This is a genomic window from Burkholderia sp. Bp9142 (assembly GCF_003853415.1).
In the GTDB taxonomy this organism is placed as follows: domain Bacteria; phylum Pseudomonadota; class Gammaproteobacteria; order Burkholderiales; family Burkholderiaceae; genus Burkholderia.
In genome coordinates this window covers 13,766-31,772 of record NZ_QTPP01000021.1, presented here as the reverse complement: position 1 = coordinate 31,772, position 18,007 = coordinate 13,766, and the positions used below count along the sequence as shown (strand labels likewise).

Sequence of the window (18,007 nt, the reverse complement as noted above, 5' to 3'; positions counted from 1 at the left end):
CGAACCTGTCTCCCAAACGATATGAACACTCCCGCTCCTACCGGTTTCCGTTGCGGCATGATCGCGATCGTGGGCCGCCCGAACGTCGGCAAGTCGACGTTGATGAACGCACTCGTCGGCCAGAAGATCAGCATCACGTCGCGCAAGGCGCAAACGACCCGCCATCGCATCACCGGCATCAACACGTTCGACGACGCGCAATTCGTGTTCGTCGACACGCCGGGTTTCCAGACCCGTCACAGCACCGCGCTGAACCGCTCGCTGAACCGCGCGGTCACGTCGACGCTCACGTCGGTCGACGTGATCCTGTTCGTGATCGAGGCCGGCCGCTTCGGGCCCGACGACCAGAAGGTGCTCGACCTGATCCCGCCCGGCATGCCGACGCTGCTGATCGCGAACAAGATCGACCGCGTGGCCGACAAGGCGACGCTGTTCCCGTTCATGCAGCAGATGAGCGCGCTGCGCGAATTCACCGAGCTCGTGCCGCTGTCGGCGCAGCGGCCGGAAGACATCAAGCGCCTGCTGGACACGATCAAGCCGTACCTGCCGGAAGGCGAGCCGATCTATGGCGAGGACGAACTGACCGACCGCAGTTCGCGCTTCCTCGCGGCCGAAATCCTGCGCGAGAAGGTGTTCCGCTGGACCGGCGACGAACTGCCGTACACGAGCACCGTGCTGATCGACAAGTTCGAGGAGGAAGGGCGCCTGAAGCGCATCTTCGCGACGATCCTCGTCGAACGCGATTCGCACAAGGCGATGGTGATCGGCAAGAAGGGCGAGAAGCTCAAGCAGATCAGCACCGAGGCGCGGATGGACATGGAAAAGCTGTTCGACGGCCCCGTGTACCTCGAGACCTTCGTGAAGGTGAAGAGCGGCTGGGCCGACAACGAGGCGGGGCTGCGCGCCTATGGGTACGAATGACGCGCTGACGTCGACCGAAGACGCGGTGACCGCCGGCGCGAACGACGCGCCGCTGCCGGCACCGCCAGAACCGCCGCGTCGCAAGGCGCGGCGCGCGACGTCTCGCACGTCCGATTTCCGCGTCGCCGAGCAGCCGGCGTTCGTGCTGCACAGCTATCCGTACCGGGAAACGAGCCTGATCATCGACGTGCTCACGCGCGATCACGGCCGCCTCGCGCTCGTCGCGAAGGGCGCGAAGCGCCCGCACTCCGCGCTGCGCGGTGTGCTGCAGACGTTCCAGCCGCTGCTGCTGTCCTGGTCGGGCAAATCCGAAGTGCGCACGCTGACGGGCGCCGAGTGGGTGGGCGGGATGTTGCCGCTCGGCGGCGACGGGCTGCTGTGCGGCTTCTACGCGAACGAGCTGCTCGTGAAATTCTGCGCACGCGAGGATCCCCAGCCGCCGCTCTTCAATCATTACGTGCTGACCCTCACGCGCCTCGCGCACGGCGAGCCGGCGGTGCAGGTGCTGCGCTCGTTCGAGCGCGTGCTGCTGCGCGAGACGGGCTATGCGATGGCGCTGAACCGCACGGTCGCGCGCCGCGCGGTCGAACCCGATCGCCGCTACGTGTTCGATCCCGAACGCGGCGTGCGCAATGCGGACGACGACGTGCCGTCGCACTGGCCGGTGATTACCGGACAGACGTTGCTCGACATGGAGCAGGACGATTACCATCGAGCCCAGACGGTTGCGCAAAGCAAGACGCTGATGCGCTTCCTGCTGAACACCTATCTCGGCGGCACGCCGCTTGCCACGCGTCAGATCCTGATCGACCTGCAAAACCTATGAGCTTCTTCCTGACAACGCCGACCGTCATCGACCTCGGCGTGAACATCGACCACGTCGCGACGCTGCGCAACGCGCGCGGCACGACCTATCCCGATCCGATCCGCGCGGCGCTCGCCGCCGAAGAGGCCGGTGCGGACGCGATCACGCTGCACCTGCGCGAGGACCGCCGCCACATCGTCGACGCCGACGTGCGCAAGCTGCGCCCGCTGCTGAAGACGCGGATGAACCTCGAATGCGCGGTGACGGCCGAGATGCTCGACATCGCATGCGAAGTCCGTCCGCACGACGCGTGCCTCGTGCCCGAGAAGCGCGAGGAGCTCACGACCGAAGGCGGCCTCGACGTCGCCGGCCGCTTCGAGGCCGTGCGTGCGGCCTGCACGCAGCTCGCCGACGCCGGTGTGCGCGTGTCGCTGTTCATCGATCCGGACGAAACACAGATTCGCGCCGCGCACGAAGCCGGCGCGCCGGTGATCGAGCTGCATACCGGCCGCTACGCCGATGCGCACGACGAAGCCGAGCAGCAGCGCGAATACGAGCGCATCGTGGCGGGCGTGCACGCCGGCGCGCAACTGGGCCTGAAGGTCAATGCCGGTCACGGCCTGCATTACACGAACGTGCAGCAGATCGCCGCGATCGACGGCATCGTCGAACTGAACATCGGCCACGCGATCGTCGCGCACGCGCTCTTCGCGGGCTGGGACAACGCGGTGCGCGAGATGAAGGCGATCATGGTTGCCGCGCGTGTCGCCGCGTTGCACGGCGGCGCGCGCTGACGATGCATTCCGCGCGCGCGCGTTTTACTCGCCACCCGGCATCGTCCGCGCATCACGGCGGGCGCTGACATGGCGATCTATGGCATCGGCACCGACATCGTCCAGGTAAGCCGCATCGCGGCCGTGCTCGAGCGCACGGGCGGCCGGTTTGCCGAGAAGGTGCTGGGCCCCGACGAACTGCGCGTGTTCCACGCGCGCCGCGCGCGCTCCGAGGCGCGCGGCATCGCGTTTCTCGCGACGCGTTTTTCCGCGAAGGAAGCGTTCTCGAAGGCGATCGGGCTCGGCATGCACTGGCCGATGACGTGGCGCGCGCTGCAGACCCTCAACCAGCGCAGCGGCGAACCGTACGTCGTCGCGTCGGGCGAGCTGGCCGACTGGCTCGCCGCACGCGGCATCACGGCACGCGTGACGGTCAGCGACGAACGCGACTACGCGGTGTCGTTCGTAGTCGCCGAGACCGACGCCGCGTCGCCGCCTGCACCCGTATCTGTTTCCCGACCCACTCCCTGACGGACTTCCCGATCCGATGAAAACGACTCCTGGCCCGGTCATGCTCGACGTCGTCGGCACGGCCCTGTCGCGCGACGATGCGCGGCGCCTTGCGCATCCGAACACCGGCGGCGTGATCCTGTTCGCGCGGCATTTCCAGAACCGCGCGCAGCTGACCGCGCTGACCGATTCGATCCGCGCGGTGCGCGAGGACATCCTGATCGCCGTCGATCACGAAGGCGGCCGCGTGCAACGATTCCGCACCGACGGCTTCACGGTGCTGCCCGCGATGCGCCGCCTCGGCGAACTGTGGGACCGCGACGTGCTGCTCGCGACGAAGGTCGCGACCGCGGTCGGCTACATCCTGGCCGCCGAGCTGCGTGCATGCGGGATCGACATGAGCTTCACACCCGTGCTCGACCTCGACTACGGGCACTCGAAGGTGATCGGCGATCGCGCGTTCCATCGCGACCCGCGCGTCGTCACGCTGCTCGCGAAGAGCCTGAACCACGGGCTGTCGCTCGCCGGCATGGCGAACTGCGGCAAGCATTTCCCGGGGCACGGTTTCGCGGAAGCCGATTCGCACGTCGCGCTGCCGACCGACGACCGGCCGCTCGACACGATCCTCAAGCAGGACGTCGCGCCGTACGACTGGCTCGGCCTGTCGCTGTCCGCGGTGATCCCCGCGCACGTGATCTACACGCAGGTCGACAAGCGGCCGGCCGGCTTCTCGCGCGTGTGGCTGCAGGACATCCTGCGCGGGCAGTTGGGCTTTGCGGGCGCGATCTTCAGCGACGACCTGTCGATGGAGGCGGCGCGCGAAGGCGGCACGCTCACGCAGGCGGCCGACGCGGCGCTCGCCGCCGGCTGCGACATGGTGCTCGTCTGCAACCAGCCGGACGCGGCCGAGGTCGTGCTGAACGGGCTGAAGGCGCAGGCGTCGGCCGCGTCGGTGCGGCGCATCAAGCGGATGCGGGCGCGCGGCAAGCCGCTCAAGTGGGACAAGCTGATCGTGCAGCCCGAGTACGTGCAGGCGCAAGCGCTGTTGCGTAGCGCACTGGCGTAAGCGGGGAAGGGCGGCGCGATGCCGCCCTCCCGTTGCCGAAAAAAACCGCGCGTTCGCGCGGTTTCTTCATCGGGATGCGAAACGCGGGCAAACCGCCATTACGCAACTAACCGTCAAATCCAGCCGGCGCCCCGAACAACCTCGCGCCCGGTCAGTTGACCTTCATCCGCTGCAGCTTGTTGTACAGCGTCTTGGGGCTGATGCCGAGCAGCGTCGCGGCGCGATGGCGCGTGCCGCCGACCGCGTCGAGCGTCGCGCGGATCAGCAGGTCCTCGACGTCGGACAGCGGGGTGCCGACCTTGATCTGGACGCTGCTGCCGTTCAGCGCGGCGCCGGTCGCGAAGGTCGCTTCGCCCGCGCGGAGCGTCTCGATGAAATCGCCGGACGCGTCGTAGGCGAAGCGCACGCGCTCGTGCAGTTCGCGCACGTTGCCGGGCCATTCGTAGGACAGGCATTCGCGTACGAAGCCCGACGCCGCGCGCTTGTCGGTCGTGCTGCGTCCGGTGGCGCGTGCGTCGCGATTCAGTTCGTCGATCAGTGCGTCCGCGATGGCGAGCGCATCGCCGTCGCGCTCGCGCAGCGGCGGCATCGTGATCGATGCCGCGTCGAGACGCAGCCACAGATCCTCGCGCAGCGTGCCGTTCGCGACTGCCTCGCGCGCCGGGCGGCGCGTGGTCGCGATCAGCCGGAAGTCGCTCGTGATCGAACTCGTGCCGCCGATCCGCATGAAGTTCTGCGAGTCGAGCGCATGCAGCAGCGCCTCCTGCAGCACGAGCGGCAACGCGGTGATCTCGTCGAGGAACAACGTGCCGCCGCCGGCCTGTTCGAACAGGCCCGATTCGCGCCGTTCGGCGCCGTCGAACGCGCCGCGCTCATGGCCGAACAGCACGCTGTCGAGCGACGCGCCGTAACGCCCGGCCTGCGCGATCGTGCGGCAGTCGAACGTCACGAACGGCCCCTTGCGGCGCCGGCTCAGGTCGTGCAGCGTGCGCGCGGCCAGCTTCTTGCCGGCGCCGGCTTCGCCCGCGAACAGCACGGCCGTTTCGGTGCCCGCGTTGTGTTCGATCATGTCGTACACGTGCTGCATCGCCTCGCTGCGGCCGACCAGTGCCCCGAAGCGGCCGAGGTGGCGCAGCGACGCGCGCAGCGTCCGTACTTCGTCGATCAGTTCGTAGGGCCGCGGAATCCGGGCCAGCAGGCTGCGCAGGCGCGGAATGTTGATCGGCTTCAGCAGGTAGTCCCAGATGCCGTGACGCAGGCCTTCGATCGCGCTCTCGACCGTCGCGTTGCCCGTCAGCACGATCACCGGCAGCGAGCCGTTCGGCTGCTGCTGCGGCAGGTGCTGGAGCAGGTCGAACCCGCTGCCGTCCGGCAGGTTCAGGTCGACGAGGACGACATCGGGAATCGAGCGGCCGAGCGCCGTGCGTGCCTCGGCGAGCGACGTGGCCGTGTCGACCGAGAAGCCGTCTGCTGCGAGCAGCGCGGTCAGGCCGGACAGACTGTTGGGATCGTCTTCGACAATCAGGGCGTGTGGCATGGTGGACGCGAGTCGAGTCAAGAGAGGCGGGCTGTCGGCCATCGAGCCGGCCGCAGCCGCATGTCAGATTAAAAACTGATTTTATGCCCCGCTGAACGCCTGACGTGCATTATTTCTCCGTTGATATAAAACAGTTACCGATGATACAAATTGAATACCTTTAGTGCTGGATTTTGTGCTGCCTATGGTACCGCCGCACCGGTGCTGTCGACGGCAGGCAAACAAAAAGCGCCCCGCAGGGCGCTTTTTTCGATACGGAATTCGCGGGCGATTACGCGCGGCTGCGGTATTCGTTCGTACGCGTATCGATTTCGATCTTGTCGCCGGTGCTGCAGAACAGCGGCACTTGCAGTTCGAAGCCCGTCGCGAGCTTGGCGTTCTTCAGCACCTTGCCCGACGACGTGTCGCCCTTGACGGCCGGTTCCGTGTAGGTGATCTCGCGAACCAGGATCGTCGGCAGTTCGACCGAGATCGCCTTCTCGTTGTAGAACACGACTTCGCAAGCCATGCCGTCTTCGAGGTAGTTCAGCGCTTCGCCCATCATTTCCGCTTCGACTTCGTACTGGTTGTAGTCGGCGTCCATGAACACGTACATCGGGTCGGCGAAGTACGAGTACGTCACTTCCTTGCGGTCCAGCACGACGACGTCGAACTTGTCGTCGGCCTTGTAGACCGATTCCTGGCCTGCGTTCGTCAGCAGGTTCTTCATCTTCATCTTGACGACGGCGGAGTTACGGCCCGACTTGTTGTATTCCGCCTTTGCGATGACCCATGCTTCGCTGCCGATCTGCACGACGTTGCCTACGCGGAGTTCCTGTGCGGTCTTCATAAAAACTGTCCTGATCCAATCAAATAAATAGGTGCCTGAGCGTTGCGCAACGGCTGACGGCGCAAGCGGGGTGCGTTCCGGTGGGCGCCAAGCGCCTCAAGCGCGAGCGCTTGCGTGGTCAGCCGTCGGATAACCGTTTATTTTAACTGAGATTTTGCGTATTCCGCCAGCTTTCCGGCGAGATCGCCGACGCTCGCCAATGCGTCGGCCCAGCGGGCCGCGTTGGCGTCGAACGCGGCACGGTGTTGCAGCAAATCCGCCCAATCAGGCGTGCCGGCGCCATTCCACGCGTGCCAGAAGCGCTCGAGCGCCGCGCGCGGCGCGTCGGCAAGCCCGGCCGACAGGTGCGCGAGCGCCGCGTCGAGCTTCGGCAGGTGCGCATCGTCGGCCTGCGGGTAGATGTGCCACACGAACGGCTTGCGTGCCCATTGCGCGCGGACGAACGAGTCCTCGCCACGCACGAAATTGACGTCGGCCGCCCACAGCAGCAGGTCATAGTCGGCCTGCGGGACGAACGCGAGCCCGTAAGCGGTCAGGTTGCCGCGCTTCCCGCGTGCGCCGGCGCCGAACGATTCGACCCCGAAAAAACGGGCGAGAGCCGGCGATACACGGCCGGCGGGCACGAGCGCGACGACGGGCGACGGGCTGTCGCGCCACTGCGCGAGCAGTGCGTCGACGGCCGGATTTTCATACGCGAACAGGCTGACGACCGTCGTGCCGGGCGCCGGCGGCGCGTCGCCGGTCGCATGCTGCCACCACGCGGCACGCGCCGCCGCGTCGGTTTCGAAGGCCGTGCGGCGCGCGTCGAGGCCGTGTTCCTTCAGCACGCCGCCCGTGCCGGCCGACAGTCCCGGGAAGAAAAACGTCTTCAGCAGCGGGTAGCGCGGGTGCGGCGACGGCCGCAAATGGAAATCGGCGACCCAGTCCTCGGCGCTCAGGTATTCGAGATTGATCCATACGGGGCGGCGCGCGCGGCGCGCCATCGCCGCGAGATACGCGCCGGGCAGCTCGCACGCGAACGCCTCGATCACGACGTCGGCGATCTCCAGCGCGTCGCCGACTTCCGCATGCCAGTGTTCGACCGCGATGCCGTCGAGCATCTGCCGCCCGGCATCGGGATCGACCCCCGGCAGCAGCCGCGCGAACGTGTGCAGGTCGTCGATGAATAGGCGCACCTGCCAGCCGTGTTCGTGCGCGAGCTGGCGGGCGAGGCGCCAGCACACGCCGATGTCGCCGAAGTTGTCGATCACGGTGCAGAAGAGGTCGCACGCGATCGGTTCGTCGGGCGCGAGCGGTGAAGCGGGGGCGGGGGCGGTGCGGGGCATCGAAGCGGGCCGGTGAATGCTCTAAACTGGCGATTCTAATGGACCCGTTCCGCGCCACAAGGCACCCGGATCACGCATGACATCCCCAGAAGCCGCCGACACCCCGTTCGAACCCAAGAAGATCCTCGCGCAGTTGCCGCACATGCCGGGCGTTTACCGCTACTACGACGCGGCGGGCGCCGTGCTTTACGTCGGCAAGGCGCGCGACCTGAAGAAACGCGTATCGAGCTATTTCACGAAGACGCAGCTGTCGCCGCGCATCGCGATGATGGTCACGCGCATCGCGCGCATCGAGACGACCGTCACGCGCTCGGAGGCCGAGGCGCTGCTGCTCGAGAACAACCTGATCAAGGCGCTCGCGCCGCGCTACAACATCCTGTTTCGCGACGACAAGTCGTATCCGTACCTGAAGCTCACCGCGCACCGCTTTCCGCGCATGGCGTACTACCGCGGCTCGGTCGACAAGCAGAACCAGTACTTCGGGCCGTTCCCGAGCGCGTGGGCCGTGCGCGAGAGCATCCAGATCCTGCAGCGCGTGTTCCAGTTGCGCACCTGCGAGGATTCGGTCTTCAACAACCGCACGCGGCCGTGCCTGCTGCATCAGATCGGGCGCTGCACGGCGCCGTGCGTCGGCGCGATTTCCGAGGACGACTACGCGATCGACGTGTCGAACGCCGCGCGCTTCCTGCTCGGCCGGCAGTCGGAAGTGATGAAGGAGCTCGAGCAGAAGATGCACGCGTTCGCGGCCGAGCTGAAGTTCGAGCAGGCGGCCGCCGTGCGCAACCAGATGAGTTCGCTCGCGACGGTGCTGCACCAGCAGGCGATCGAGGTCGGCAGCGACAGCGACGTCGACATCCTGGCGGTCGTCGCGCAGGGCGGACGCGTGTGCGTGAACCTGGCGATGGTGCGCGGCGGCCGGCACCTCGGCGACAAGGCGTATTTCCCGACGCACGTCGAAAGTGCGCTGACGCTTGCCGAAGGCGGGCTCGGCGACGAGGCCGAGGCGGCGCACGGTGCCGGCGAAGCCGCCGCGGCGTTGCCCGACCAGCCCGCGGAAGAGGCTGCCGCCGCGCGTGGCGCGGGGGCGCCGGTGGAGGCCGAGGTGCTCGATGCGTTCATCGCGCAGCACTATCTCGGCAATCGCGTGCCGCCGGTGCTGGTCGTGAGCCATGCGCCCGCGAGCCGCGACCTGCTCGAGCTGCTGTCCGAGCAGGCCGGTCACAAGGTGTCGCTGGTGCGGCAGCCGCAGGGGCAGCGGCGCGCGTGGCTGTCGATGGCCGAACAGAATGCACGGCTCGCGCTCGCACGGCTGCTGTCCGAGCAGGGCTCGCAGCAGGCGCGCACGCGCGCGCTCGCGGAGACGCTCAACTTCGAATGCGACGATCTCGCGACGCTGCGCATCGAGTGTTTCGACATCAGCCACACGATGGGCGAGGCGACGCAGGCGTCGTGCGTCGTCTACCACCATCACAAGATGCAGTCGGGCGAGTACCGTCGCTACAACATCACCGGCATCACGCCGGGCGACGATTACGCGGCCATGCGGCAGGTGCTGACGCGCCGCTACGAGAAGATGGTCGAGCAGGCCGCGCAGGCGGCGGCCGCCGACGACGCGGCCGGCATCGACGGCGAATCGACGCGCCAGGCCGAGGCATCGAGCCTGCTGCCGAACATCGTGCTGATCGACGGCGGCAAGGGACAGGTCGAGATCGCGCGACAGGTGTTCACCGAGCTCGGGCTCGACACGTCGATGCTGGTCGGCGTCGCGAAAGGCGAGGGGCGCAAGGTCGGCCTCGAGACGCTCGTGTTCGCGGACGGTCGCACGCCGCTCGAACTCGGCAAGGAGAGCGCCGCGCTGATGCTCGTCGCGCAGATCCGCGACGAGGCGCACCGCTTTGCGATCACCGGGATGCGCGCGAAGCGGGCGAAGGCGCGCCAGACCTCGCGGCTCGAGGAACTCGAAGGGGTTGGCGCGAAACGCCGCCAGCGGCTGCTCGCGCGGTTCGGCGGGCTGCGCGGGGTGGTCGCCGCGAGCGTCGAGGAGCTGGCAAGCGTCGACGGCATCTCGCACGCGCTCGCCGAGCAGATCTACAAGCAGCTTCACTGATCCGGCCGTGCGACCGGCCGAGCCTGAGCGCGTTCTCGCGTTCTTGTGGCAGGCCGGTCGACACGGCACAATTGCGAATCCTTTACTGACCCGCATGCCATGCCGTTCAATTTCCCGATTTTCCTGACGTGGGTACGGATCGTGCTGATCCCGCTCGTCGTCGGCGTGTTCTATCTGCCGGACACGGTGATGGGCGGTGCGCACCGCAACCTCGCGGCGGCGGCGATCTTCATCCTCGCCGCGCTGACCGACTGGTTCGACGGGTTTCTCGCGCGCAAGTGGAACCAGACGTCGTCGTTCGGCGCATTCCTCGATCCGGTCGCGGACAAGCTGATGGTGACGGCCGCGCTGCTGATCCTCGTGCAGATTGCGCGGGTCGATGCGGCGATCGCGCTCGTGATCGTCGGTCGCGAAATCGCGATCTCGGCGCTGCGCGAATGGATGGCACAGATCGGCGCGTCGAAGAGCGTCGCGGTGAACCAGCTCGGCAAGTTCAAGACCGCATGCCAGATGGTCGCGATTCCGATGCTGCTGTACTACGGCCCGCTGCCGCTCGGCATCGCGACGATCGACACGCGCGTGTGGGGCGAGTGGCTGATGTATCTCGCGGCGGTGCTGACGATCTGGTCGATGCTGTACTACATGAAGCTCGCATGGCCGCAGATCCGCGAGCGCGGCGGCGCGTGACGGGGCCGGCACATTCGCTCGCGCAGGTTTTTGGAAAAAGGGCTGGAAAAGCCCTTGACATACGAATGTGCCTTCGACATAATCTCGCTTCTCCGCTGCACGACGAAGTAAGTGTGTGACGGGGAAACAGTAGCGCAGCAATACTGCGGGAGTAGCTCAGTTGGTAGAGCGCAACCTTGCCAAGGTTGAGGTCGCGAGTTCGAGACTCGTCTCCCGCTCCAGATTTTTCTGGCAGCGTGTTGTACGGCAAAGCGCTGCAGATGCAGGACACATGCGGGAGTAGCTCAGTTGGTAGAGCGCAACCTTGCCAAGGTTGAGGTCGCGAGTTCGAGACTCGTCTCCCGCTCCAGATTTTTCTGGCGGCGCGTTGTACGGTAAAGCGCTGCGGGTGCAGGACAATGCGGGAGTAGCTCAGTTGGTAGAGCGCAACCTTGCCAAGGTTGAGGTCGCGAGTTCGAGACTCGTCTCCCGCTCCAAGTCATGGGGAAGCCACGCTTCCCTTTTTATTTGATGGACTGACGGTCCTCGAATAAAAAATCTGTCGCTTGCCTCCGTGGCATCAGGACAGTCCGCTTTTGGCGCGATAGCAAAGCGGTTATGCAGCGGCCTGCAAAGCCGTTTAGGCCGGTTCGACTCCGGCTCGCGCCTCCAAGTAGCAGAGAAAAAGCCCTGAGAAATCAGGGCTTTTTCTTTTTCCGGCCCGTTTCCCAAGATGGCAATGCTGGCCTGCCCCCTTCGGTAGGGCCAGCCGGCGTCTGGCAAAGTCCTGTTAACCCAGCTCCCGGAATGCGGCAGGAGCCTCCGCTGTAGCGTCTTCAGCCGTGCGTTCTCCGCCTCAAGATCCTTCAGCCGGCGCGCTTCCGACACCGCCATGCCGCCGAACTTCGCGCGCCATGTGAGAACGACGCATCACTGAAGCCATGCTTCCCGCACAGCGTCTTCACCGGCATGCCGGCCTCGGCTTCCTTCAGAAGCGCGATGATTTGCGCTTCCGTAAAGCGCTTCTTCAAGTTCGCTTCTTCTCCGAAAACGAACTCTACTAGGTTCTGACTGGCCCGGTTTGCCGGGGGCAGGTCAACTCGCAGCAGACGGTGCGATCCGTCAAATTGTGTCCCTCGAAGACACCGGCAGTTTTGTCATCGGTCGGACACAAAGTTGCTTTTTGCTGTTCGCGTTCCGGTCGGCTTCGCGCCGAGTTTTCAAATGCACCTGTCCGATTTAGTATGCGGAAAACATGCCACGCCCCGGGCGCGGCTCATTTTGCGGTGAGGAGACCATGCATCGTCGGACTGCAGCCCCCTACGTCATCGTGGCGGTCGGCATTGTGATCGCCTGCGCGTTGATGGGTCTGTGCGTGCTGCAGCTATTCCAGAGCCGTAACGACGCCCTGGAGCGCGCCAGCGAAACCTCGCGTAATCTCGGCCTGATGGCTGAGCGCGACATCGAGCGCAACTTCGAACTCTACGACCTGTCCTTGCAGGCGCTGATCCACGGCCTGCAGCGGCCCGACGTGATGGCGGCGGCGCCCACGTTGCGACGCGGCGTGCTGTTCGACCATGCGATGAATGCCGCCTTTATCGGTTCGCAACTGGTGCTCGATGCCAAGGGCAACATCATCCTGGATTCGGCCAGCGACGTGCCTCGCAAGGGCAATTTCGCCGATCGCAGGTACTTCACCGTCCACCGCGATAACCCTGATGTTGGTCTTTACGTCAGCGATCCGTTCGTGTCGCGCCTGCGTGCCGGCATGCTCAGCATCGTGTTGTCGCGGCGCATCTCGAATCCGGACGGGTCGTTCGCCGGCATCGCGCTGATTGCAGTCAACCTCGAGTACTTCCACCGGCTGTTTGCGGGCCTGTCGCTGGGGCAGCACGGTTCGATGTCGCTGATCGGCAAGGACGGCATCATGGTGATGCGTCAGCCGTACAACGTCAGCAGCGTCGGCCGCGACATCAGCAAGGCTGCGACCTTTCGACGATTTCGGAGCGCGCCGGAAGGCGTGTTCTCGGAAACGGCGTCGATTGACGGCGTACGTCGGCTCTACTACTTCAAGAACCTGCCGACTCTGCCTCTGATCATCATGGTCGCGGAAGCCGAGCAGGAGATTTATGCCGCGTGGCGGCACCGCGCCGTGACGATCGGCGCGTTAGTGGCCACCTTCGGCGCCGCTTTCATCGCTCTGTCGATCATGCTCAGCGGGCAACTGCGCCGCCGGATGCGCGCTGAGTCCGAACTGGTGCTGCTCGCACGCACCGACGGGCTCACCGGCCTGAACAATCGTCGCAGTTTCGGGGAGGTGCTGGATCGGGAGTGGCGTCGCGCCAAGCGGGCGCATTCGGTCTTCTCGCTGCTGTTCGTCGACGTCGACCGCTTCAAGGCTTACAACGATACTTACGGCCACCAGGCAGGGGATGATGCGCTGGCTGCGGTCGCCCGTTGCATCGGCGAGAACATCCGACGCCCGGCCGATACCGCGGCTCGCTATGGCGGGGAGGAATTCGTCGTGCTGCTCCCGGACACGCCGCAGACCGGAGCCACGCAGATTGCAGAACAGATTCGTGCGGCAATCGACGACCTGGCACTTGAGCACGCCGGTAGCGAATATGGGCGAGTGACAGCCAGTATTGGTCTGGCGACCTGGACGCCGGATCAGGACGGCGACCCTAGCGCGGTGATCAGGGAGGCCGACGAGGCGCTGTACTATGCGAAGACAACCGGTCGGAACAGGGTCGCTGCTTCTCAGGCAGCAGCTGACGGAGCGATCTGGCGGCTCCAGGAACGCCAAAGCCCGCTGTGAGCGGGCTTTCCTGCGTGCTACCGATTTGCTGCAGCAAGGGGCAGGAGCCTTGCTGGATAAGCTTCGTGCTTATCATTCCATCCGCTGAACTACGGGGGGAACGGTCAGCGGACGCTTGAGCTTTAAAAATCCGAACTGTCGAGCTGTATGCGTTGACCGGACTCAGGTGGCGCATGCCGGCTGATTGCAAGAGCGACATGGTCTCGGTTGCCCTCGAACGCCGCGAGAAGTTGCTCTGGCGTCTCCAAGTCACTTCCAAACTTCTCACGAATAACATCGGCTGGAAGTCTGAATGCGACATAGCCCCATCCACGGCGGTACGCAGAGAAAATTAGACCTGCATCCTCGCAGTAAACAGGGGCGGTGACATTGGTAACATCATCAGACATGTTGGTTTGGAGTGGCTCGTTCATCGCTGAGCTTGGAGTATTGCATCCACGCGTGAAAACTCAAGCTTCAACCGTGCTGATGCGAGCATTTCGGCGGCCGGTGTCGAGCCTTGTCAGGCAATGCGCAGGGACTGCTGCATCATTGGAGTGACGTTGGCAGGTTATCGTCGGGGTCCTTTCATGCCTTCCGACTCCATGGCCGCATTCCACTCCTCATTTGCCTCGATGGGGTCCATCGCTTCGTCAATCGACGCCGTTGCACGCTCGGCGGCGGCTCTGGTTTCGTCTGGCGGGGATGTGACGTCGCCGTCACCATCACCGTCACCGTCACTCGGGGGATGCAGCATGTCATTGAGCATCGCGCCCAACTCCGGCGTGTCCCATGGTAGCCCACGCCGAGTTCGGTCCTTGATGTAGTGCCTCACTTCCGCGTCCTGCTCAACGGTAAGCGGCAGCCCTCGGAAAGTGCTTTGGGGGCCAGGGTCAATCATCACATTCTCCTGCTTCCATTGAACTTTCAGTGTACTCGCCATTGCGAACACGAGAACCATGATCGCAACACTGGAGCTGGCAGGAATCAACAAATGCTTCCGTATGACGGGAACAGCTTTGATCGCACCGGGCATTGGATCCACGGTGAAACTGCGACAGGGAGAAGGATGTGAGCGGGGAGAGAGCGCTTTTTGAGCAATGGTGGTTTCGCGACACGCCAAGCGAATATCGCGCTGCCGTCATCCATCGAGTTCGGGATCAAGACGGCTATGTAAAGGGAACACGGGCGGCGGCTGCATGGGATGCGTGGAAGGGCGCACGGTACTGACTCGCGTTGTTTCGCGAAGCCCCGATCGCATGTTGAAGCGTAGGCCGCAGCCTGGGTTCCAGGTGGGAGGGCAGTCAGTTGCGTCGATTCCAGGTGGCTTATTCGAGTGGTCAATCTATATAAACGATTGATTTTAAAAATACTATGACGGCCTGCAAAGCCATTTAGGCCGGTTCGATTCCGGCTCGCGCCTCCAGCAAGAAAAGAAAAGCCCCGCTTCGGCGGGGCATTTGTTTCCGCGCCTCATCCTATTCCGCCGGATACGTCAACGTCACCAGTTCGCACTTCGACGTGCTCTTGCCGTCGTAGTCGTAAATCGCGAGCAGATGCTGGCCCTTGCTGTTCACGATCGGCAGCGTGATCGCGCGGCGATTCGGGTTGTTGCCGCCGGCGGGATCGTCGGAGCTCTGCTTGCGGATTTCGGACTCGAGATCCGACGGCGTGTTGATGCCGTTCTCCGGACCGCGGCTGCGCACCCGGCTGTAAAAGTGAAAACCGTTGTCGGTCCAGCCGCGCGGCAGCATGTTGCGCCACTGGTTGTTGGTGACTTCCTTCCACGGCAGATCGATATTGCCGCTCAATGCAAACGGCGTCGGACAGGCGCCGGCCGCGAACGCTTGCCCGCAGAAAAGCGGGACGGCGGCAAGCGACCACGCAACGCATCGGACCGTGAGTCGAGCGAGGCCGGCGTCGTGTCGCGATCGGGAATGGTGCGGCAGGGCATGGGGCGTTTTCATACGGCATCCTCCGGGTGATGGATCGGTGTGCGACCGCACCGCGGCCGCTGGGGAATACCGTATCGCCGCCGTTCTCGCGCAAGAATGCGGCGAACGTCACACGCGTCGTCACGGGGCGAAGGTGAGGGGCCGAGGCCCGGGATGCCAGGGAAAGCCAGGCGGCGCGGCGACCACGCGGCGCGATGGTTGATCGCGCGTTGTCGCGGCGAGGGCGGTGATCGTAGTGGCGCAGGCCGCTTGCAGCGCCGGTGCCGGCGCGAGATCGCCGGGCGCCCGGCGATTCCGATCAGCCGTCGACCGGCTGCACGGGCGTGTCGAGCCTCAACTGATAGAACGCCGCGTCGAGCCAGCGGCCGAACTTGAAGCCCGCTTCGGTGATCGTGCCCGAATGCACGAAGCCGAGGCGCGTATGCAATGCGACGCTGCCGCCGTTGGTCGCGTCGATGCAGCCGACCAGCACATGCACGTCGGCTTCGCGCGCACGACGGATCAACTCCCGCAGCAGCAGTTCGCCGAGCCCGCGGCCGCGATGGTCGCGATGCACGTAGACGCTGTGTTCGACCGTGTACTTGAACGCCGGGAACGCGCGGAACGTGCCCCAGCTCGCGAAGCCGACCAGCGTGCCCGCCTCGTCGACCGCGCCGACGACCGGAAAACCGCTGGCGCGCTTCGTCGCGAACCACGTAACCATCGCTTCCGGCGGGCGCGGCCGGTAGTCGTACAGCGCGGTCGAATTCACGATCGCATCGTTCAGGATCTCGAGGATGGCGGCTGCGTGCTCGGCCTCGCTGCAATCGATCAGGCGCACGTCGTCGCGCTGTTTCGGGGAATTCATAGGGGCTCCTGCGCCTGTCGGCTTTGAACGGATGACACACTCCGCGCGCCGGCGGCGGCGGGGACGTCGCAGATCGCGACGACATAACGCGCGACCTGCGACGACGGGTTGCTGAAAACCAGCGGCTGATCGACGCGCATGGCCAGGCAGTCGCCTTCGTGAAGTTCGTGAAGCTGGCCGCCGAACGTGACGTCGACGCGTCCATGGACGACCCACACCTGTTGATGCAGTGCGCTGTCGCGCCCGCCGGAGTCGTATGCGACGCACGCGCCGGGCGGGAAATCGATCTCGACGAGCTGAATCGGCGACGGCCAGCCGGGCGGCGACAGATTGCGCCGCACGTAACCGGATGCCGGATCGCGCCATTCCGCCTGCTGCGCGCGCCGCACCAGAGGGTGCGCGGGCGCGTCGTCGCGTTCGCCGTCGAACAGCCCGGCCAGCGACACGCCGAGACCCGCCGCGAGCTTGTCGAGCACGACGGCCGTCGGGCTCGCCGACGCGCGCTCGATGAGCGAGATCATCGAACGGCTGACGCCGGAACGCGCGGCGAGCGCATCGAGCGTGTAGCCTCGTAGCGTGCGCAAGTCGCGCACGCGCCGGGCGATGCGTTCGTTGATGCCGGTGTCGTCGGCAGGGGACCGGGTTGATTCTTTCATGATGGATTTATTGTCCAGCAAATTGGAATTCGAGGTCAACGGGATTCCTGCTGCCTCGGATCGGCGGTTCGCTGGCGGTCGGGCGCTTGCCCGGCGACCGGGGTGAGCGTAATATACGGAACGACTACATTTCGTTTAATTAGAGACATATGGGAATCATCAAGATATCCGAGCACATGCACGAACGGCTGCGCTCGACCAGTACCGCGCTGAGCCGTTCGATCAATGCGCAGGCGGAGCACTGGCTGCGCGTCGGGATGCTGGCGGAACTCAATCCGTCGCTGTCCTACGGCGATATCTGTCGGATGCTGATCGAGACTGAAGCCCGCGGCGGCGATGCCGGTCCGACGGAGTCGGTGGCCCACGGCTTCGAGCAGGTGGCGTAATGGCGAGGCGCGAAATCCCGATCCGCGGTGCCGCGGAAATCGCCAGGTCGCGCGAGGCAGCGAAGCTCGCGTCCCGGGTGCTGACGATGATCACCGAGCACGTGAAGCCGGGCGTCACCACCGACGAACTGGACGCGCGCTGCCGCGAATACATCGTCGACGAGCTCGGCGCGATCCCGGCGAACATCGGCTACCACGGGTATCCGAAAACCCTGTGCACGTCGGTCAACCACGTGGTCTGTCACGGCATTCCGTCGTCGCGGCCGATGCGTGACGGCGACATCGTGAATCTCGATATCGCGGTGATCAAGGACGGCTGGTTCGGCGACACGAGCCGCATGTACTTCGTCGGCGAGCCGGGCGAACTGGCGCGGCGCCTCGTCGCGACGACCTACGAGGCGATGCATGCGGGCATCCGCGCGGTTCGTCCGGGCGCGACGCTCGGCGACGTCGGCTATGCGATCCAGCAGGTCGCGCATCGCGAAGGGTTCAGCGTGGTCCGCGAGTACTGCGGGCACGGGATCGGCGACGTGTATCACGACGAGCCACAGGTGCTGCACTACGGCCGCCCGGGCACCGGCGTGCCGCTGCGGCCGGGAATGATCTTCACGATCGAGCCGATGCTGAATGCGGGCAAGCGCGATACGCGCGTGCTGGCGGACGGCTGGACGGTCGTCACGAAGGACCATTCGCTGTCCGCGCAATGGGAGCACATGGTCGTGGTGACGGAGCAGGGCTTCGAGATCCTGTCGGACGACGTGGCGCCGCAGGCGTTCGCGGCGCTTTCCGGCACGCACGCGGCCTGACGCGCGGCAAGCCGCGCGCAG

The 18,007-nt window shown here is 65.4% G+C and carries 18 protein-coding genes, 4 tRNA genes and 1 pseudogene; 14 read left to right on the top strand and 9 right to left on the bottom strand.

Annotation, left to right across the window (positions count from 1 at the left end):
- Window positions 1-21: 21 nt before the first annotated feature.
- The 5 genes from era (at window position 22) to nagZ (ending at window position 4,075) form a co-directional block, all read left to right on the top strand.
- Window positions 22-921, top strand: a complete 900-nt coding sequence (era, locus tag DIE22_RS22330; protein ID WP_124500146.1) for a GTPase Era — start codon at window positions 22-24, stop codon at window positions 919-921.
- Window positions 908-1,747 carry a DNA repair protein RecO gene (gene recO / locus DIE22_RS22325; protein ID WP_014897645.1) on the top strand — a complete coding sequence of 280 codons (840 nt, stop codon included), beginning with the start codon at window positions 908-910 and terminating at the stop codon, window positions 1,745-1,747. Before era ends, recO begins: the two co-directional genes overlap by 14 nt.
- Window positions 1,744-2,520, top strand: a complete 777-nt coding sequence (gene pdxJ, locus DIE22_RS22320; protein WP_124500145.1) for a pyridoxine 5'-phosphate synthase — start codon at window positions 1,744-1,746, stop codon at window positions 2,518-2,520. Before recO ends, pdxJ begins: the two co-directional genes overlap by 4 nt.
- A gap of 69 nt (window positions 2,521-2,589) precedes the next feature.
- Window positions 2,590-3,030: a holo-ACP synthase gene (gene acpS / locus DIE22_RS22315; protein ID WP_124500144.1), complete on the top strand. Its 441-nt coding sequence runs from the start codon at window positions 2,590-2,592 to the stop codon at window positions 3,028-3,030.
- 16 nt (window positions 3,031-3,046) lie between these two features.
- Window positions 3,047-4,075: a beta-N-acetylhexosaminidase gene (nagZ, locus tag DIE22_RS22310; protein WP_124500143.1), complete on the top strand. Its 1,029-nt coding sequence runs from the start codon at window positions 3,047-3,049 to the stop codon at window positions 4,073-4,075.
- Window positions 4,076-4,226: 151 nt separating this feature from the next.
- On the opposite strand, the gene DIE22_RS22305 is transcribed toward nagZ, so the two are convergent.
- The 3 genes from DIE22_RS22305 to earP form a co-directional block, all read right to left on the bottom strand.
- Complete coding sequence (locus tag DIE22_RS22305; RefSeq protein ID WP_124606117.1) at window positions 4,227-5,612, bottom strand: sigma-54 dependent transcriptional regulator; 1,386 nt, start codon at window positions 5,610-5,612, stop codon at window positions 4,227-4,229.
- A 271-nt stretch (window positions 5,613-5,883) separates the two neighbouring features.
- Entirely contained in the window at window positions 5,884-6,441 is a 558-nt protein-coding gene (efp, locus tag DIE22_RS22300; protein ID WP_124500141.1) for an elongation factor P, read from the bottom strand.
- A 137-nt stretch (window positions 6,442-6,578) separates the two neighbouring features.
- The gene (earP, locus tag DIE22_RS22295; RefSeq protein WP_124606116.1) at window positions 6,579-7,766 is read right to left on the bottom strand and encodes an elongation factor P maturation arginine rhamnosyltransferase EarP; all 1,188 of its coding nucleotides are present in this window, start codon (window positions 7,764-7,766) and stop codon (window positions 6,579-6,581) included.
- 76 nt (window positions 7,767-7,842) lie between these two features.
- Between earP and uvrC the strand changes: the two genes are divergently transcribed.
- From uvrC to DIE22_RS22265, 6 genes are all read left to right on the top strand, one after another.
- Window positions 7,843-9,873, top strand: coding sequence for an excinuclease ABC subunit UvrC (gene uvrC, locus DIE22_RS22290; RefSeq protein WP_124606115.1), 2,031 nt, complete (start codon window positions 7,843-7,845; stop codon window positions 9,871-9,873).
- A 99-nt stretch (window positions 9,874-9,972) separates the two neighbouring features.
- Window positions 9,973-10,560, top strand: a complete 588-nt coding sequence (gene pgsA / locus DIE22_RS22285) for a CDP-diacylglycerol--glycerol-3-phosphate 3-phosphatidyltransferase (protein ID WP_059447979.1) — start codon at window positions 9,973-9,975, stop codon at window positions 10,558-10,560.
- A gap of 145 nt (window positions 10,561-10,705) precedes the next feature.
- Window positions 10,706-10,781: transfer RNA gene (locus tag DIE22_RS22280), tRNA-Gly, on the top strand.
- A 52-nt stretch (window positions 10,782-10,833) separates the two neighbouring features.
- A tRNA-Gly gene (locus tag DIE22_RS22275) sits at window positions 10,834-10,909 on the top strand.
- Between the two features lie 51 nt (window positions 10,910-10,960).
- Window positions 10,961-11,036 (top strand) — tRNA-Gly (locus DIE22_RS22270).
- 101 nt (window positions 11,037-11,137) lie between these two features.
- Window positions 11,138-11,211: transfer RNA gene (locus tag DIE22_RS22265), tRNA-Cys, on the top strand.
- A 156-nt stretch (window positions 11,212-11,367) separates the two neighbouring features.
- Here the strand turns inward: DIE22_RS22265 and DIE22_RS22260 are convergent.
- Window positions 11,368-11,570: pseudogene (locus DIE22_RS22260) on the bottom strand (transposase); the annotation flags it as partial.
- A gap of 266 nt (window positions 11,571-11,836) precedes the next feature.
- On the opposite strand from DIE22_RS22260, the gene DIE22_RS22255 reads away from it, so the two are divergent.
- The gene (locus DIE22_RS22255; protein WP_124500138.1) at window positions 11,837-13,357 is read left to right on the top strand and encodes a sensor domain-containing diguanylate cyclase; all 1,521 of its coding nucleotides are present in this window, start codon (window positions 11,837-11,839) and stop codon (window positions 13,355-13,357) included.
- Window positions 13,358-13,479: 122 nt separating this feature from the next.
- Here DIE22_RS22255 and DIE22_RS22250 read toward each other — a convergent pair whose 3' ends face one another.
- The 5 genes from DIE22_RS22250 to DIE22_RS22230 all read right to left on the bottom strand — a co-directional run bounded on the left by DIE22_RS22250 (window position 13,480) and on the right by DIE22_RS22230 (window position 16,794).
- Window positions 13,480-13,770: a hypothetical protein gene (locus DIE22_RS22250; RefSeq protein ID WP_124500137.1), complete on the bottom strand. Its 291-nt coding sequence runs from the start codon at window positions 13,768-13,770 to the stop codon at window positions 13,480-13,482.
- A 137-nt stretch (window positions 13,771-13,907) separates the two neighbouring features.
- Window positions 13,908-14,237, bottom strand: coding sequence for a hypothetical protein (locus tag DIE22_RS22245; protein WP_124500203.1), 330 nt, complete (start codon window positions 14,235-14,237; stop codon window positions 13,908-13,910).
- Window positions 14,238-14,814: 577 nt separating this feature from the next.
- On the bottom strand, window positions 14,815-15,147 hold the full coding sequence (locus DIE22_RS22240; RefSeq protein WP_260426740.1) for a hypothetical protein: 333 nt from the start codon (window positions 15,145-15,147) through the stop codon (window positions 14,815-14,817).
- A 442-nt stretch (window positions 15,148-15,589) separates the two neighbouring features.
- A complete protein-coding gene (locus DIE22_RS22235) occupies window positions 15,590-16,138 on the bottom strand; it encodes a GNAT family N-acetyltransferase (protein WP_124500135.1) in 549 nt (182 codons plus the stop codon).
- Window positions 16,135-16,794, bottom strand: coding sequence for a helix-turn-helix domain-containing protein (locus tag DIE22_RS22230; RefSeq protein ID WP_124606114.1), 660 nt, complete (start codon window positions 16,792-16,794; stop codon window positions 16,135-16,137). The genes DIE22_RS22235 and DIE22_RS22230 overlap by 4 nt, the downstream gene beginning before the upstream one ends.
- 149 nt (window positions 16,795-16,943) lie before the next feature.
- On the opposite strand from DIE22_RS22230, the gene DIE22_RS22225 reads away from it, so the two are divergent.
- Both DIE22_RS22225 and map read left to right on the top strand, forming a co-directional pair.
- Window positions 16,944-17,180, top strand: a complete 237-nt coding sequence (locus tag DIE22_RS22225) for a ParD-like family protein (RefSeq protein WP_124500133.1) — start codon at window positions 16,944-16,946, stop codon at window positions 17,178-17,180.
- The gene (gene map / locus DIE22_RS22220) at window positions 17,180-17,986 is read left to right on the top strand and encodes a type I methionyl aminopeptidase (RefSeq protein WP_124500132.1); all 807 of its coding nucleotides are present in this window, start codon (window positions 17,180-17,182) and stop codon (window positions 17,984-17,986) included. Before DIE22_RS22225 ends, map begins: the two co-directional genes overlap by 1 nt.
- Window positions 17,987-18,007: the final 21 nt, after the last annotated feature.

Bases quoted from the DNA above. Each gene is read 5' to 3' on its own strand.
- efp (WP_124500141.1), bottom strand. From the start codon at position 6,441: ATGAAGACCGCACAGGAACTCCGCGTAGGCAACGTCGTGCAGATCGGC.
- era (WP_124500146.1), top strand. From the start codon at position 22: ATGAACACTCCCGCTCCTACCGGTTTCCGTTGCGGCATGATCGCGATC.
- DIE22_RS22305 (WP_124606117.1), bottom strand. From the start codon at position 5,612: ATGCCACACGCCCTGATTGTCGAAGACGATCCCAACAGTCTGTCCGGC.
- nagZ (WP_124500143.1), top strand. From the start codon at position 3,047: ATGAAAACGACTCCTGGCCCGGTCATGCTCGACGTCGTCGGCACGGCC.
- acpS (WP_124500144.1), top strand. From the start codon at position 2,590: ATGGCGATCTATGGCATCGGCACCGACATCGTCCAGGTAAGCCGCATC.
- DIE22_RS22230 (WP_124606114.1), bottom strand. From the start codon at position 16,794: ATGAAAGAATCAACCCGGTCCCCTGCCGACGACACCGGCATCAACGAA.
- DIE22_RS22225 (WP_124500133.1), top strand. From the start codon at position 16,944: ATGGGAATCATCAAGATATCCGAGCACATGCACGAACGGCTGCGCTCG.
- DIE22_RS22245 (WP_124500203.1), bottom strand. From the start codon at position 14,237: ATGATTGACCCTGGCCCCCAAAGCACTTTCCGAGGGCTGCCGCTTACC.
- recO (WP_014897645.1), top strand. From the start codon at position 908: ATGGGTACGAATGACGCGCTGACGTCGACCGAAGACGCGGTGACCGCC.
- map (WP_124500132.1), top strand. From the start codon at position 17,180: ATGGCGAGGCGCGAAATCCCGATCCGCGGTGCCGCGGAAATCGCCAGG.
- DIE22_RS22235 (WP_124500135.1), bottom strand. From the start codon at position 16,138: ATGAATTCCCCGAAACAGCGCGACGACGTGCGCCTGATCGATTGCAGC.
- DIE22_RS22255 (WP_124500138.1), top strand. From the start codon at position 11,837: ATGCATCGTCGGACTGCAGCCCCCTACGTCATCGTGGCGGTCGGCATT.
- pgsA (WP_059447979.1), top strand. From the start codon at position 9,973: ATGCCGTTCAATTTCCCGATTTTCCTGACGTGGGTACGGATCGTGCTG.
- pdxJ (WP_124500145.1), top strand. From the start codon at position 1,744: ATGAGCTTCTTCCTGACAACGCCGACCGTCATCGACCTCGGCGTGAAC.
- uvrC (WP_124606115.1), top strand. From the start codon at position 7,843: ATGACATCCCCAGAAGCCGCCGACACCCCGTTCGAACCCAAGAAGATC.
- earP (WP_124606116.1), bottom strand. From the start codon at position 7,766: ATGCCCCGCACCGCCCCCGCCCCCGCTTCACCGCTCGCGCCCGACGAA.
- DIE22_RS22250 (WP_124500137.1), bottom strand. From the start codon at position 13,770: ATGAACGAGCCACTCCAAACCAACATGTCTGATGATGTTACCAATGTC.